At 40.9% G+C, this 14,738-nt stretch carries 12 protein-coding genes; 8 read left to right on the top strand and 4 right to left on the bottom strand.

What is annotated here, in order from left to right:
- Window positions 1-138 precede the first annotated feature (138 nt).
- The gene (locus ACFQZX_RS19370) at window positions 139-1,851 is read left to right on the top strand and encodes a glycoside hydrolase family 3 protein (protein WP_377118543.1); all 1,713 of its coding nucleotides are present in this window, start codon (window positions 139-141) and stop codon (window positions 1,849-1,851) included.
- Here the strand turns inward: ACFQZX_RS19370 and ACFQZX_RS19365 are convergent, their stop codons facing one another.
- Window positions 1,852-3,438 (bottom strand): S41 family peptidase, encoded by a 1,587-nt coding sequence (locus tag ACFQZX_RS19365; protein ID WP_377118541.1) that lies wholly within the window; start codon window positions 3,436-3,438, stop codon window positions 1,852-1,854.
- Window positions 3,439-3,549: 111 nt separating this feature from the next.
- On the opposite strand from ACFQZX_RS19365, the gene murQ reads away from it, so the two are divergent.
- From murQ to ACFQZX_RS19350, 3 genes are all read left to right on the top strand, one after another.
- A complete protein-coding gene (gene murQ, locus ACFQZX_RS19360) occupies window positions 3,550-4,353 on the top strand; it encodes an N-acetylmuramic acid 6-phosphate etherase (RefSeq protein ID WP_377118539.1) in 804 nt (267 codons plus the stop codon).
- Between the two features lie 99 nt (window positions 4,354-4,452).
- Window positions 4,453-5,019 carry a hypothetical protein gene (locus ACFQZX_RS19355; RefSeq protein WP_377118537.1) on the top strand — a complete coding sequence of 189 codons (567 nt, stop codon included), beginning with the start codon at window positions 4,453-4,455 and terminating at the stop codon, window positions 5,017-5,019.
- Between the two features lie 66 nt (window positions 5,020-5,085).
- Window positions 5,086-5,823 carry a Bax inhibitor-1/YccA family protein gene (locus ACFQZX_RS19350; RefSeq protein WP_377118535.1) on the top strand — a complete coding sequence of 246 codons (738 nt, stop codon included), beginning with the start codon at window positions 5,086-5,088 and terminating at the stop codon, window positions 5,821-5,823.
- A gap of 296 nt (window positions 5,824-6,119) precedes the next feature.
- On the opposite strand, the gene ACFQZX_RS19345 is transcribed toward ACFQZX_RS19350, so the two are convergent.
- Genes ACFQZX_RS19345 through ACFQZX_RS19335 form a run of 3 tightly spaced genes read right to left on the bottom strand, consistent with a single transcriptional unit; the run spans window position 6,120 to window position 9,083 of the window.
- Complete coding sequence (locus ACFQZX_RS19345) at window positions 6,120-6,638, bottom strand: DinB family protein (RefSeq protein ID WP_377118533.1); 519 nt, start codon at window positions 6,636-6,638, stop codon at window positions 6,120-6,122.
- Window positions 6,616-7,836, bottom strand: coding sequence for a sensor histidine kinase (locus tag ACFQZX_RS19340; protein ID WP_377118531.1), 1,221 nt, complete (start codon window positions 7,834-7,836; stop codon window positions 6,616-6,618). Before ACFQZX_RS19340 ends, ACFQZX_RS19345 begins: the two co-directional genes overlap by 23 nt.
- A 50-nt stretch (window positions 7,837-7,886) precedes the next feature.
- Window positions 7,887-9,083, bottom strand: a complete 1,197-nt coding sequence (locus tag ACFQZX_RS19335) for a glycosyltransferase (protein ID WP_377118529.1) — start codon at window positions 9,081-9,083, stop codon at window positions 7,887-7,889.
- A 162-nt stretch (window positions 9,084-9,245) separates the two neighbouring features.
- On the opposite strand from ACFQZX_RS19335, the gene ACFQZX_RS19330 reads away from it, so the two are divergent.
- From ACFQZX_RS19330 to gldD, 4 genes are all read left to right on the top strand, one after another.
- Entirely contained in the window at window positions 9,246-9,890 is a 645-nt protein-coding gene (locus ACFQZX_RS19330; protein WP_377118527.1) for a class I SAM-dependent methyltransferase, read from the top strand.
- 109 nt (window positions 9,891-9,999) lie between these two features.
- On the top strand, window positions 10,000-12,846 hold the full coding sequence (locus ACFQZX_RS19325; protein WP_377118526.1) for an ATP-binding protein: 2,847 nt from the start codon (window positions 10,000-10,002) through the stop codon (window positions 12,844-12,846).
- A 426-nt stretch (window positions 12,847-13,272) separates the two neighbouring features.
- Entirely contained in the window at window positions 13,273-14,064 is a 792-nt protein-coding gene (locus tag ACFQZX_RS19320) for a shikimate dehydrogenase family protein (protein WP_377118524.1), read from the top strand.
- A 35-nt stretch (window positions 14,065-14,099) separates the two neighbouring features.
- Window positions 14,100-14,642, top strand: a complete 543-nt coding sequence (gene gldD / locus ACFQZX_RS19315; RefSeq protein ID WP_449288933.1) for a gliding motility lipoprotein GldD — start codon at window positions 14,100-14,102, stop codon at window positions 14,640-14,642.
- The last annotated feature ends 96 nt before the right edge of the window (window positions 14,643-14,738 follow it).

The raw sequence follows: 14,738 nt of genomic DNA, 5'->3' as shown, positions 1-14,738 counted from the left end.
TAACCATGCGGGTTATTTAGTATTTTACGATATAGAGCACAAAAAATTCAAAAGGTTTATTTGCCCGATTTGGTTTATATTTTGCAACCCAAAAAACAATTAGCCAAAAAGCGTATTAAAGCTACATTTGAACTGTAAATGAATATAAAGAAATACATAACCGGCCTTGGCATTTGTTTGCTCGCTCAGGGGGTGTTTGCACAAAACGGAGATTTTATTGGTTCACTGTCCCGCCAAAATGCATGGGTCGACTCTGTTTACAAAAGCATGAGCAAAAAAGAGCGCATAGGGCAATTGTTTTATGTAAGGGCACATACCAATAAAGGCAAAATGTATGAAGACTCTGTAGCCAAAGTAATACAGGAAGAGCATATTGGCGGATTGGTATTTTTCCAGGGTGGCCCGGTACGGCATGCAAATCTTATAAATAATTATCAAAGGCTATCAAAAGTACCTTTACTGATCGCTATGGATGGGGAGTGGGGCTTAGGAATGCGCCTGGATTCTTCAACCTCCTATCCTTACCAGATGACACTTGGCGCCATACAGGATAATAACCTCATTTACAAAATGGGGCAGATGATTGCCTTTGATTTTAAGCGGTTAGGGTTGCATATCAATTTTGCGCCCGATATGGATATCAATAACAATCCTAACAACCCGGTAATTAATTACAGGTCATTTGGCGATAATAAATATAATGTGGCACAAAAGGGTATAGCCTATTTTAAAGGCATGCAGGATGCCGGGTTAATAGTTTTTGCCAAGCACTTTCCCGGGCACGGGGATACCAATGTCGATTCGCACTATGATCTGCCTTTATTGCCATTTACCCGAAACCGTTTAGACTCTCTTGAGGAATACCCCTTTCGCCAGGCTATTGCTGCCGGTATAAGCGGGGTTATGATAGCGCACATGAATATCCCGGCGCTGGATACAACCCAAAATTTACCTTCTACGTTGTCTCGTCCAATTGTTACCGGCCTGCTTAAAGACTCCCTCGGTTTTAAGGGCATAGTAGCCTCTGATGCTATGGAGATGAAGGGAGTAACCAAGTTTTTCCCCAAAGGAGAGGCTGATTTACGCGCGTTTTTAGCGGGTAACGACCTGATCGAACTATCGGAAAATTCAAAACTTGCTGCTAAGCTTATCTTAAAGGCTATACGTAAAAAGCGGATCACCAGTGAAGAATTTGAAGCTAAGATAAAAAAGCTGCTTGCCGCCAAATATTGGGCTGGGTTAAATCAATATAAGCCAACATCACCTTTAAATATCATAAGCGACATCAACCGTCCTGCAGCGTCTCAGTTTTTTCAGCAGTTAAGCGACGCCGCCATAACCGTTGTTAAAGGCGATGCTCATATAATGGGCCAGGATCCGCTTAAAAAAACAGCAATTGTAAGCATTGGGGTTGACAGGCCAACCGTTTTTCAAAAGGAGCTATCTAAATGGTATCCAAACAGTATGATATTCCTTGTTGGAAAAAGTAACCCGGTAAATGAGCTGAAGCAAATGCTGCTTTCACTAAAAAAATTCGATCAGGTGTTTATCAGCATACATGATATGCGTACACGCCCGCAAAGCAAACTGGATTACAGCAGCGATGTAAGGCTGCTTATAGCCGACCTTGCATCCAGGCCAAACTGTGTTACCAGTGTTTTTGCTAACCCTTATACTATTGCAGGCTTGCCGGGAATTGAAAAAAGTAGCGGTTTGCTGGTTGGCTATCAAAAAGATGATGCCTTGCAGCGTTCGGCCGTAAAAGTGATAACAGGTGTTATAAAACCTTTGGGTAAACTGCCGGTTACTATAAACACTTATTTTACCACAGGCATGGGCATGCGGTTTTGATTACTGCAGAAGCGCTTTCTTAAAAGTATTGTCGTCATTATTAAGTATACGGTAATAAGCATTATTGCCCCACCTGAAACGTGCGGCGTTAGCTTTTATCAGCGTTTTAATTACATTTTTAGAAATTACCAGATCATGCGGCTCAATATATTTAAGAGTTTGTGCGGCATACATGATAAAACTATGCATGGTTTCATCGGTAATTGTGTATTTATTGATAAACCTTTCCGCCGTAGGATAACTTGCTATTGTTTTTTGTAGCCTATCAATAACATAACCTGTAAAAAGTTGATTTTGGATAAGTTGATCGATCAGCATAGTGTTTTCGGTGGTATCTGCAGGTACAAAAATATCAGGCATAATGCCTCCACTGCTGTAAACTTTACGGCCTTTAATGGTATGATAGGCGGAACCGCCGGTAAAGGCGCTGTCATTCAGGTTACTTCCGGCATTTAACAGCTCTCCTTTTCTTATCCGGTTGGCCAGTTCATCACGATAGCTGGCAATGCCGTTTTTATATGATTTTTGTATAGATCTGCCCGATGGGGTATAATAACGTGCAACGGTCAGGTTAACAGCCGTGCCATCGCCAAACGGGAACTGTTGCTGCACAAGGCCCTTGCCAAATGACCTACGGCCAATAATGGTAGCGCGGTCAAGATCCTGCATAGCTCCAGCCAAAATTTCGCTGGCCGAGGCAGAATATTCATCTATGATAACAGTAAGCTTACCGGTTTCATAACTGCCAGAGTCTGTTGCAAAATAATCGGTACGGGGCTCATGCACACCTTTTGTATATACAATCAGCTTACCGTTGGGCAAAAATTCATCAGCAAGCGCTGTTGCTGTGTTTAGGTATCCGCCGCCATTACCCCTCAGGTCAAGTACCAGCTTCTGCATGCCCTCAACCTTTAAATCTGCCAGTGCTTTTCTGAAATCAGTATCTGTTGAAGATGCGAACTTGCTGATCTTAATATACCCTGTCCCGTTTTGAGCATAAGCGGCGTCTATACTACTAAGCGTAACATGGTCGCGCTTTAACCTGAAAGCCTTTAATTGTTTGGAGTTGTTCCTGGAAATATTAAGTGTTAAATAAGTATCCTTTTCCCCGCGAAACAACTTGCTGATACGGTCAATACTAAGCTTTGTGCCAGAGAATGGTTTATCATTAACCTTAACTACTTTATCTCCCGTTTCTATACCCGCTTTGGCTGCCGGGCCATTTTTATTAACCTGTATAACAACAAGGGTATCCCTTAACAGTTGATATTCTAAACCAATGCCATTAAAGCCGCCTTCAAGCTTTTCGTTGATGGTTCGCGCCTGCTGTGCGGGCAAGTACACAGAGTGAGGATCAAGATTTTGCAACATATCGTTGAGGGTGACACCTTCCAGGCTGTCAACGTCTACTGAATCGACATACTGTTGTCTTACCAGGTCAAGTACACGGGATATTTTGTCTTGCCCGGAAAGGTTTAAACCAAGCCTGCGACCGCCAAAATTACCATCGCTTAAAAAAAAGCCGATCAGGACACCAATTGTTATAAGTAAAATTGTTCTGAAGATAATTGCCGCAGTATTTTTCATTTGAATGTGCCACGCAAATCTAATAAATAGCGGCTATTGGCTATAATTAATAAATGCTTCTTTGGTTTGATGTTTTTTAATCAATTTTGCTAAAAGTTTGTTGCCCAAAAAATGGAAACAGGTACCGAAAACGACTCCAAATACAACTCCCTGGAAACCATGACGGTTGCCGAGTTATTGCGAAACATCAACAACGAAGATAAAACCGTGCCAATAGCTGTTGAACAAGCCTTGCCGCAAATAGAAAAACTTTCTGAAGCGGTGGCAATTCAAATGCGTAAAGGCGGGCGGCTTTTTTATATTGGTGCAGGCACAAGCGGCCGTTTGGGTGTGGTTGATGCATCTGAATGCCCCCCGACGTTTGGCGTGCCGTTTGACTGGGTGGTTGGTATTATTGCGGGAGGCGACGGTGCTATACGCAAGGCAGTAGAGTTTGCTGAAGATGATGATCAACAGGCATGGAAAGACCTGCAGGAATTTGATATCAATACCAATGATTTTGTGGTAGGCATAGCAGCATCCGGAAGAACACCTTACGTTATAGGAGGCCTAAAAGCAGCCAATGAAATGGGTATATCTACCGGCTGTATCGTATGCAACAACGGCAGTGCAGTTTCAGCACAGGCTAAATACCCGGTTGAAGTAATTACAGGCCCTGAGTTTGTAACCGGCAGTACCCGTATGAAGGCCGGTACCGCCCAAAAGCTTGTGTTGAATATGCTGAGCACATCTGTAATGATACAACTTGGCCGTGTAAGGGGTAATAAAATGGTGGATATGCAGTTATCCAATAATAAGTTGATTGACCGGGGGACCCGAATGGTAATGGCCGAAACAGGCCTTAGTGAAGCAAAAGCAGCTAAATTGTTAAAAGAACACGGCAGCGTTAGAAAAGCCGTTGACAGTGTTAGATAATTAACGATGTGCAGATATGCAGGGTGCAAACTCAAATAAAAGAATAACATTAAAATAATCTGCACATGTGCAAATTTGCATATCTGCACATTTAATAACATGCACGATATAGAACCATATTACCGCTGGCGGGATGATTACATAGCATCAGAAGATGAGAATTCACCCTTTTATGCTACTGAGTATAGTGAGTTTGAATTTGATAAGCAGGTGTATAATTACCTGCTGCACCCGCAATGGGATTCATTTGGTTCAAATACATTATACCTTAAAATATTGTTTGTAGATTATGACCGGGGATACGCTATTATAGAGTTTATTGGCGAGTGGAACGATGCCATTAATAACGATATCATGCTGATGAAAAGGGAGCTTTTTGATGTGATGGTTGACCAGGGTATCAATAAATATCTTTTGATAGGCGAGAATGTTCTGAATTTTCATTACTCCGACGATAGTTATTACGAAGAGTGGTTTCAGGAAGTAGAGGATGGCTGGATAGCCGGAATAAACTTCAGGGAGCATGTGATCAATGAATTTAAATACAGCAATATCGATTACTATATTAACTTTGGTGGCGAGCTGGATGAATTTAACTGGCGATCTTTAAAACCATTGCAAATGTTTAAAAAGGTTGAAGAACAATTACAAAAGCGACTATATTAAAATTCATTGAATTTCGTTTAAACATTTTACCTTTATCACGTTCTAATATTAAATTCTATTCATAAAATGGAAACTAAAACAACAGATTACGTTTACAATAATGTTATTCAAATAGATGATGCCGATGCATCGCGTAAATTTATTGCCAAAGTATTTGCCTGGATGTTTGTAGCATTAGGTATATCTGCAGCATGCTCTTATCTTTTTGCTTTCATACCTGAGTTATCTGCTTTATTGCGCGATAACGAGACCAGCAAAAGCAATTTATTGGGCATGGTAGTAATGTTTTCGCCACTTATCTTTATTTTTATTGCAAGGGCGGTATTTACTAAGGGTAGCTTTTTTACACTTGCAATTGTGTTTATAGGCTTTTCGGCAGTTATGGGTATCAGTTTAAGCTATATCTTTTACTTTTATCCGGCAAGTACCATAGCCGGCGTATTTATTACCACCTCAGTAGTCTTCGGCGCAATGGCCATAGGCGGTTACATCACTCATCAGGACCTTACCAAATTTGGCGGTATCATGATCATGTTACTGATAGGTATTGTGGTAGCTACCATCCTGAATATGTTTATATTCCGCAGCGGCAGCCTTGATCTGATCATCAGTTATGTAGGTGTAGCAGTGTTTACCGGATTAACCGCTTACGATGTACAGAAACTTAAACGCATTGGCGGCGGTTATGAGTATGGCGATGCGACCAAAAGTAAAATAGCTTTGATGGGCGCTTTAACCCTGTATCTTGATTTTGTTAACCTGTTTCTGATGCTGCTGCGCATATTCGGCGGTAACAGAAGATAAACAGATGAGTCGGTCCTAATACAGATTGACAGATTTAAAGATCTAAAAATAGTCCTTGTGGGTTAGTACCTGCAAGGATTTTTTGTGATATGGGTTAGTGATGTTGTTTAATTGAGTACTAAGTGCAGTCTGCTTTGGCTATATGATGTACCGCTGTTGTCTTTTCTTATTAACCTTAGATGGATATAACTGATGCTACGCCCGCAAACTCATTTATAATGCAATAAATTCGTTCTACTAAAGCATTTTGAAGAACAGATTATAAAAATTGCTTGCTCAATCAGCAAGCGCCTTTTTTATTGTTGCATATACCGTTCTTTAACTATTTTAAGATGATAAAGTTCATGACCGGCCGTCATGTATATCAATGCAGCCACTTTTACCAAATGCCCGCTTGCTACCCCGGAACGCCTCAACTGCTCATCAGTAAACGACCGGTATAAGTATAAGGTAGCTTCTCTTACCGCTTTAAATTCTGCCGCGAGTTGCTGTATGTCCCGGCTGTTATAATCCGTACTGTTTACATATATATCCTGGTCAAAGCCCGGAAGCGATATATCCTCGCGCGAGAAAACGAACGCCCTGTAACTAAAAACACGTTCCGTATCAATCAGGTGTCCAAGCACCTCCTTTAACGTCCATTTATCTTCGGCATAAGCATACATTGCCTGTTCATCAGTCAGGTTGCTAAAAAGTTTAAAAGTTGATGTTTGCAACTCTGTCAGCAGTTGTAAAACGTCTGCATCTTGCGGTAACATATCTATATAACCTGCCGCATAGGGCGCATGTTCGTCAGAGTTTGGCCTCTTTATCATATCTGGTAGTTTTTAATACAATTCTAAAAGTTGTCCCCTTACCCACTTCCGAGTCCTTTACAAATATCTGCCCGTTATGATAGTTTTGAATGATACGCTTGGTTAAAGATAATCCAAGCCCCCAGCCACGCTGCCGGGTGGTATAACCCGGCTGAAAAACGGTATCAAACTTTGAGCGGGGTATACCTTTACCCGTATCTGTAATATCTATAAAAATAAGCTTCTTTTGCTTGTTACCATGAATTTGTACTTTAATATTACCTGTTCCTTCAATTGCATTAACGGCATTTTTAAGCAGGTTTTCAAGCACCCAATCAAAAAGCGGGATGTTAAGCCCGGCCATTAAACGGCGATTGCCAGTCATCTCAAAAGCAATTTTATTGCTTACACGTACTTTAAAGTAATCAACAAAATCTTTTACGACCTCATAAACCGAATGCTCCTCTAACTGCGGTTTTGAACCGATTTTTGAAAAACGATCAGCCACAATTTCAAGCCGCTTCACATCGTTTTCCATTTCGCTCATCAGCGGGTCATCATCTGCATTAAATTTTTCCTTAATCAGCTCTATCCAGGCCATTAATGATGAGATAGGCGTGCCCAACTGGTGCGCTGTTTCTTTAGCTAAACCCACCCAAACCTGGTTTTGCTCCGACTTACGTGATGAACTGAACGCCGTATAGGCAACCATCAAAAAGATGGCAATAACAGAGAGTTGTATGTATGGGAAAATTTTTAATTGGGTAAGGAGCGCCGAATCCTTATAATAAACCAGCAAGGGCTCATTAAGCATAGTGAGCCGGATGGGCTCGTGCTGACTTTTCATATAGGCAAGCTCATCCTGAAAATAGCCCGGATCATATTTGAGTTTACGTTCCTTTAATTCCTGTGGATCCAGCTTGATATAAGTCTTGGTGGAATCCAATCCTCGTGTGGTAGTTATATCTCCTTTGGCATTAGTAACTATAGCCGGCACAACCAAGCTATCACGCACAGTCAGAACATAGCTTAAAAAGTCGTTATCATACGTATTGCTAAGTTGTTTTATGCTCAGCGCCCATACCTGTGCACGCGTACGTTCGCTATGTGCAATATTTTTAACTAAGTAACTGGTATAAAAAACAGATCCGCTGGCAATAACCACGGCGAAAGCAAGTAAAAAATATTTCCAGCGGCGTTTTTGTTGGTATGGGTTCATAAACAGGTATTCAAATAACGTACATTTTTGCTAAAATTACCTGCAAAGCATTATTTAATACCCGCCTCTACCTGCTCAATAACGTCTGATATTTCGTTAGCACGTTTTATCCAGGTATTGCCTTCAGCAATTTTCAATCTTGCCTGGCGCTTTTCAGGCGTATCATCTGCAATCTCGGATATAACATACTGTAAAAATTCCTCTTTATCATCTGTTATTTTAACCACACTGGCAAAATCGGCAATATCGCCAAAGGCAGTACTTACAACAGGTAAACCCGCAGCCAAATACTCATTAATTTTCATAGGATATATACCCCGTGTAAAATCGTCTTTAACAAAAGGTATTATCCCGGCCGAAAAGGTTTTTAAGTAAGGTGGCAATTGTTCGGGCATTTTTGGCCCCTCTATTTTAACGTTCGGATATTTTTTTAGGATGTTCTGCCCGCGTTCGCTTAATATACGGCCCACAAATACAAACTCGGCATCGGGCATGTTGGTAAACAGGTGGTGCAACAAGTCGTAATCGCTACGGTCATCTACCGTACCTACATAGCCTATTACCTTTTTAGAATGATCTGGCGCACTATTGAACCCCTTTTTAAACAGATCAACTTTAACTGCGTTTTTAACTATAAAACACTGCCTGCAGTAATCCTTTTTACTGTCATACAATCCTTTTGAGGTGACAATAACTGCATCGGCCATTTTCATAAACCCTTCTTCCAAACGCAGGCCGTGCCGGCTTAACCATAAAGGGGCCCCCTTTATTTCGTCATAGCAATGGTATATTAAAACCTTTTCCTTAAAAGTACGGCCGGTCATTAACCCCATTCCTGGATTAAATGAGGTAAAATTGATCAGCTCATCTTCCATACCCAGTTGCTTTAAAGCTTTTTTAACGGAGCGGCGCAGCATCCATGCATTAAATTTTAACAGGTTGCGATATAGGAAGCCATCCGGTAAAAAATTAACCGGGAAAACCAACGGAGGAAAAAGCACATGAACACTGCCATCATTATCAGTTTTAACCGTGCGTATGCGGTTTTTAAAGCCTAAAGCTTTGCCAAAATCAATTTTATCTTTATCGCTTACACCGGTAAGCGCATCCTTATAGGTATAAGCATTCTCAACAAAAAGTATCTTATTCGTGGCCGACAAAACCTTCATCAGCTCTACAACCGCCTTTATGTAATTTCCATTCCATTCGGTACCACTTATACATAATATATTCCGGTTATTAAGCATGTGTTGATTTTGATATTGCTAAACTAACAATTTAAGCGTTTGCAGTTATATTAATCTTGCTGAAATAGAGCCAATGGTGATAAATTTAATACGTAGGGTTTAAATTATATCGCTAAAAAAAATATATCTTTAAAACCGGTAAAACCCGTTATAGGATTAAATATGTCTGAAAAACTTTATGTTCATTATGGCTGCGGCCAAACCGCTCCTCCTGAGTGGCAAAATTTTGATGTATCGCCAACGCTTGTCATACAAAACACGCCGGTTATTGGCTTTTTGCTTAAAAACAGCCTTGGACAGGTTTTTGACAAAAATGTTAAGTACGGAGACATTACAAAGGGATTACCAGGCATAAAAGATAATACTGCTGATGGAGTGTATTGCTCACACGTACTGGAGCACATGTCGCTTGAACATTTTCGCATTGCATTGCGCAATACCTACAAAATGTTAAAGCCAGGAGGCATATTCAGGATGATAATGCCCGATCTGGAAGTGTTAGTACGCGACTATATAACCGATAAAGACGTAAAACATGATCCTGAAGCATCTGTACGCCTTATTAAAAGGATGATGATGGGCGTTGAGGTGCGCCCCAGGAATTTTAAGGCTGTAACTAAGCATCTGTTTGGCTACCTGGAGCATTTATGGCTTTGGGATTGGGAGTCGACAGAAAAGGAATTGCGCGATGCCGGTTTTACTAATATCCGCCGCTGTGAATTCAATGACTCGGCAGACCCGATGTTCAAGCTGGTTGAAAACCCCAAACGCTGGGAACTGGTAGTAAAATTTGAATGCATCAAATAACTCACATTAAAAAGCTGTATTACAACAAAATACAGCTTTTTGTTTATTAGTTAATATCGGGATATTTATAGCGCCGAGTAATCAATAATTAATTAAATTAGCCGGTACTATGCCCCGGATTAATTATTATCACGTTACAGGAAATGTATTATTAATTATCCTGATAACTGCTTTTTGCACGCTTAACGCCTCAGGCCAAAAAGACACTGCAAGCCCTGTAAAAAGGATTACCAAATTTAGTAACATTGACTCGGCAAAACACTACAGCGACTCGTTGTTGATCATTGCAGAAAACAAGAAAGACAACGTTTTAAAGGGCCAGATCTTTTACTATACTTCTTTTAAATATTATCAGGCCGGGGAAGAAACAACCGCGCTTGACTATGCACGCCGGGCCGTAGCAGCCATCACACCGCAAACAGATTCTGTAACCTATATTAAATCGCGCCTGATGATAGCCTACATGCTTAGCCGCGCTGCGCAAAATGAACCGGCCCTAAAAGAAGCTTTTGAAACTTTAAAAATTACAGACAAGTTTGGCTGGAGCAAATTACGTATAGAAACAAAAGTATGTATCGCCGATATTTACCGCCCTTTAAGAGAGGTAGACCGCGCCCTACCCTTTGCGCGCCAGGCAGTAAACGAGGCCATGGCAATAAAAGATACCGGCCTTTACATATTTGCTGCAAGTACACTGTCCAACGTTTACTCCAATGCTAAAAAGCACGGTGATATACCTCGAAAAAATTTGGAACAGGCGATATTTTATCTCGAAAGGATACTTAACAAGCCATACGAAGATAAAATATCAACATTTGCAAAAGTTAATTACATGGGCAACCTTGGCCGCCTTTATCAGATGCAGAAAAACTTTGCCAAGGCAGAAGACATCCTCTTGAAATCATTAGCGGTGGCCGAAAAAAATAATTATCCATCGCTGGCCAAGCACAACTTAAATGAATTGGCGACACTAAGCCTGGATTATAAAAATTACAAAAAAGCAGTAGAATATGGTAATAGGGCGCTTGCAGTGCAACCAGGTGCAGATGGGAACCGTGTATTACAGCGTAATATCTATAATAAACTGGCAGATGCATATGCCAGCTTAGGCAATTATAAACAGGCTTATGATTTTTCTGTAAAAGAAAACCAACTTAATGACAGCATCCTCACTACTGATCAGAGCCGGTTCTCTGCCGAGTTGGATAAAAAATATCAGAATGATAAACGCTTGCTCCAGGCTGCAAACAAAAACACTTTGCTAACGCAGCAGCGTAACTTTACAGTTTTGATTGCCGCTTTTATACTTGCAGGCATAATAGCTGCCTACAGATGGCTGGTTTATAAAAAGAAGAAAGAGGCCGCGGTGCTTGAGCAGGAACATAAACAAATGGCTAAAATAGATGCCATGAAAACCCGCTTCTTTGCCAACATCAGTCATGAACTTAAAACTCCGCTTACTTTAATAGCAGGCCCGGCAGAGCAGTTGCTTGTTTCCGAATCGGTAACACCTGAGCAAAAAAATAATCTTCGCGCTATAAGCCGCAACAGTAAAAAATTACTGGATATGGTTAATGAGTTGCTTGATCTGGGGAAAATGGAACACGGTAATTTGATGGTTAAACCCCAGGCCGTTAATCTTGCATCGTTCATAAAAGTTATTTATCAGGGATTTGCTTCTGCCGCCGAATACAAAAAAATAAGTTATACGCTGACATCGGAAATTGATGCTTCGCTGCATATATGGCTGGATAAATTTAAATTTGAAAAGGTAGCTAATAACTTTATAAGTAATGCTATCAAGTATACACCTTCATCCAGATCTGTCAATGTGGTTGCAGGCATCGAAAAAGGCTCTGTTGTTTTCAGCGTACAGGATAATGGCCCCGGCATTCATCCGAATGACCTCCCACAGATATTTGACCGCTATTACCAGGGGCGTAGTTCGCAGACTAATGCTGAAGGTGGGACAGGCATAGGCCTTTCTATCGCCAAAGAATACACCGAATTAATGGGGGGCCATATAGAAGTTGAAAATAACTATGGAAAGAGTACAATCTTTAAAGCTATTATCCCGGTTAAAGAAGTTACCCTACAGGATAGCCACACCGATTTGCAAATTGATGATAACAAAATTTTACAAAAGCCGGCTCATAGTGGCGATAAACTGGTATTACTGGTTGAAGATCATGATGAAATGGTAAGTTATATTGCGTCTGTGTTATCGCCTGTATACCGTATAAAAACAGCCAACAACGGAATAAAGGCGTTAGAGTTGTTACAATTGAACGAAGACCTGCCAGACCTGATCGTATCAGACGTTATGATGCCTGAAATGGATGGCTTCACCTTACTGAGCCAGCTTAAGGCCCATCCCATTTATTGCCGTATTCCTGTTATTATGTTAACTGCACTTTCAGATAATCGAAATAAATTACAGGCGCTCAATATCGGTGTGGACGATTACCTTATTAAACCTTTTATGGCCGCTGAATTACTTGCACGCACCAATAACCTGCTTGCAAACATACATAGCCGCACTTATGATAATGATGATGAAACGTATACCCCAGGCACAAACCATACATTGGTTGTTGAGGAAATCACTAATAAAAAAGCGGAAGTGCAAATCTCTCCTGCCGACCTGGCCTGGTTAAACCAATTAGAAAAAACTGTGAGGAATTTTATTGGAAATACTGAGTTAAACCTGGCCATATTAAGTGATGAGGTGGCAATTAGCGAACGGCAACTGTTCAGGCGGATTAAAAGCATCACAGGCTTAACACCCAATAAATACATCCGTACCATACGCTTGCAAATTGCACGTGAGGCAATAGAAAGCGGCAAATACCGCACAATTGCAGAAATTGCATACATAGCCGGCTTTGAAACACCGACTTATTTCAGCAAGTTATTTAAAGAGCATTTTGGCCGCGACATAGGCGAACTTTTATAGTAAAAATTAAACTTAGTTTAATTTTTACTATAAAAGGCAGCTTTATTAAGTTATTTGGCGGTTTTGTTTACTTAAGTGGCAATTTTATTTAACAACAGCCCGCTAAATTTGAACAAAACCCTAAGATAATGGAACTAATATTTAACGAACAAAAGGCAAGCCCTGCACCCCAGGCAGAAGTTAAACAATCGGTAACATGTTCGCGGTGCAACAGTGATTCATGTGAGCGTGTAAGACGAGGTATACTGTTAAAAACATTTATGCCATGGTTAAAAATCAGGCGCTATAAGTGCTATAGTTGTTTGCGCCATTTTCATAAATTTTAAATTGACCTGCAGCCCTCTGCCTCATAATAAATTATAAAACCTGCTACATTGTTGTTAATATTACACGCGGCCGCAAGCCGCATAAGTAATATATACCACGATGAGAAATTTTGGACTTATTGGCTTTCCGCTTACGCACTCGTTCTCAAAAAAATTTTTTACAGAAAAGTTTGCCGACGAAAACATTGCCGATTGCACCTATGAGCTCTACCCCCTTGAGGATATTGACGGACTGCGGCCGTTGCTAAATGCAAATCCAAAGCTTTGCGGATTGAATGTTACCATTCCGCATAAGGTTAATGTATTACAGTACTTGGATTGGATAGAGCCTGATGCTAAAACGGCTGGGGCGGTAAACTGTATAAGGGTAATAGCAGAAAGCCCATTGCAGGCCGCTTTTTCTGGGGAGGTGGGCATCAACGGGCACAATTTACGGCTGGAGGGATACAATACGGATATTCATGGTTTTGACAGATCGTTAGCTCCATTGCTAACCAAAAACCATGATACCGCCCTGGTGCTTGGCGATGGGGGCGCCGCCCGGGCGGTTAAATGCGTTCTGGAAAACAGAGGGATAACCTACCAAACGGTCACCCGTAAACCCATTAAGGGCAACCTGCTTTTTAGCGAGCTGACCACTCAACACATCCGCGATAATAAATTGATCATTAACACTACCCCCCTGGGCACATATCCAAACGTTAATGTATGCCCGCCTATTCCGTACGAGGCCATTACCAGTGAGCATCTGTTATACGATCTGATTTATAACCCCGAGCAAACCCTTTTCTTAAAAAAAGGCACAGAACAAGGTGCTGCAACAAAAAACGGGTACGAAATGTTAGTTTTACAGGCCGAAAAATCGTGGGAAATATGGAACTCAAAAGAATAGCCTGCTTTAATTATACGATATTATTCATTGCAGCTATGCTGGCAGCCTGTGGTGGCGGCAACGAGTATTCACCCAAGCCAAGAGGTTATTTCCGGATATTATACCCTGAAAAAAAATATCAACAGTATACTGAAGGCTGCCCCTTTACTTTTGAATACCCTAAATATGCCAAAATTGAGCCTGATAAAGCGCCTAATGCCAAGCCCTGCTGGCAAAACGTACAATTTCCGCAATTTAATGCCACGCTTCATTTAAGTTACCAGCCTATAACATCAAAAAAAGAGTTTAATCAACTGATAGAGGACGCACATAAATTAAGTTTTAAGCATACTGTTAAAGCTACGTCAATTGATGAAGGCATTATTCGCTATCCCGATCGCCGGGTTTACGGCATTTATTATACCATTGATGGCAACGCGGCATCTTCTGCACAATTCTTCCTTACAGACAGCACAAAGCATTACCTGAGAGGAGCGCTGTATTTTAACTCCGAGCCCCGGTTAGATTCCATACAACCCGTACTTGATTTTATAAAAAAGGATGTAGATGTAATGATCAAAAGCTTTAAATGGAAGTAAAGTTAAGGCGGAAGCTAAAACTAAAAAGCTTATATAAGAATTCCTGCCTTAAGCTTTAATGATATGTAGAAGTAAATTTATTAGTATTTCCGCTTT

Source organism: Mucilaginibacter litoreus (assembly GCF_042676805.1).
GTDB classification, from domain to species: domain Bacteria; phylum Bacteroidota; class Bacteroidia; order Sphingobacteriales; family Sphingobacteriaceae; genus Mucilaginibacter; species Mucilaginibacter litoreus.
This window is presented reverse-complemented; position numbering and strand designations above follow the sequence as displayed.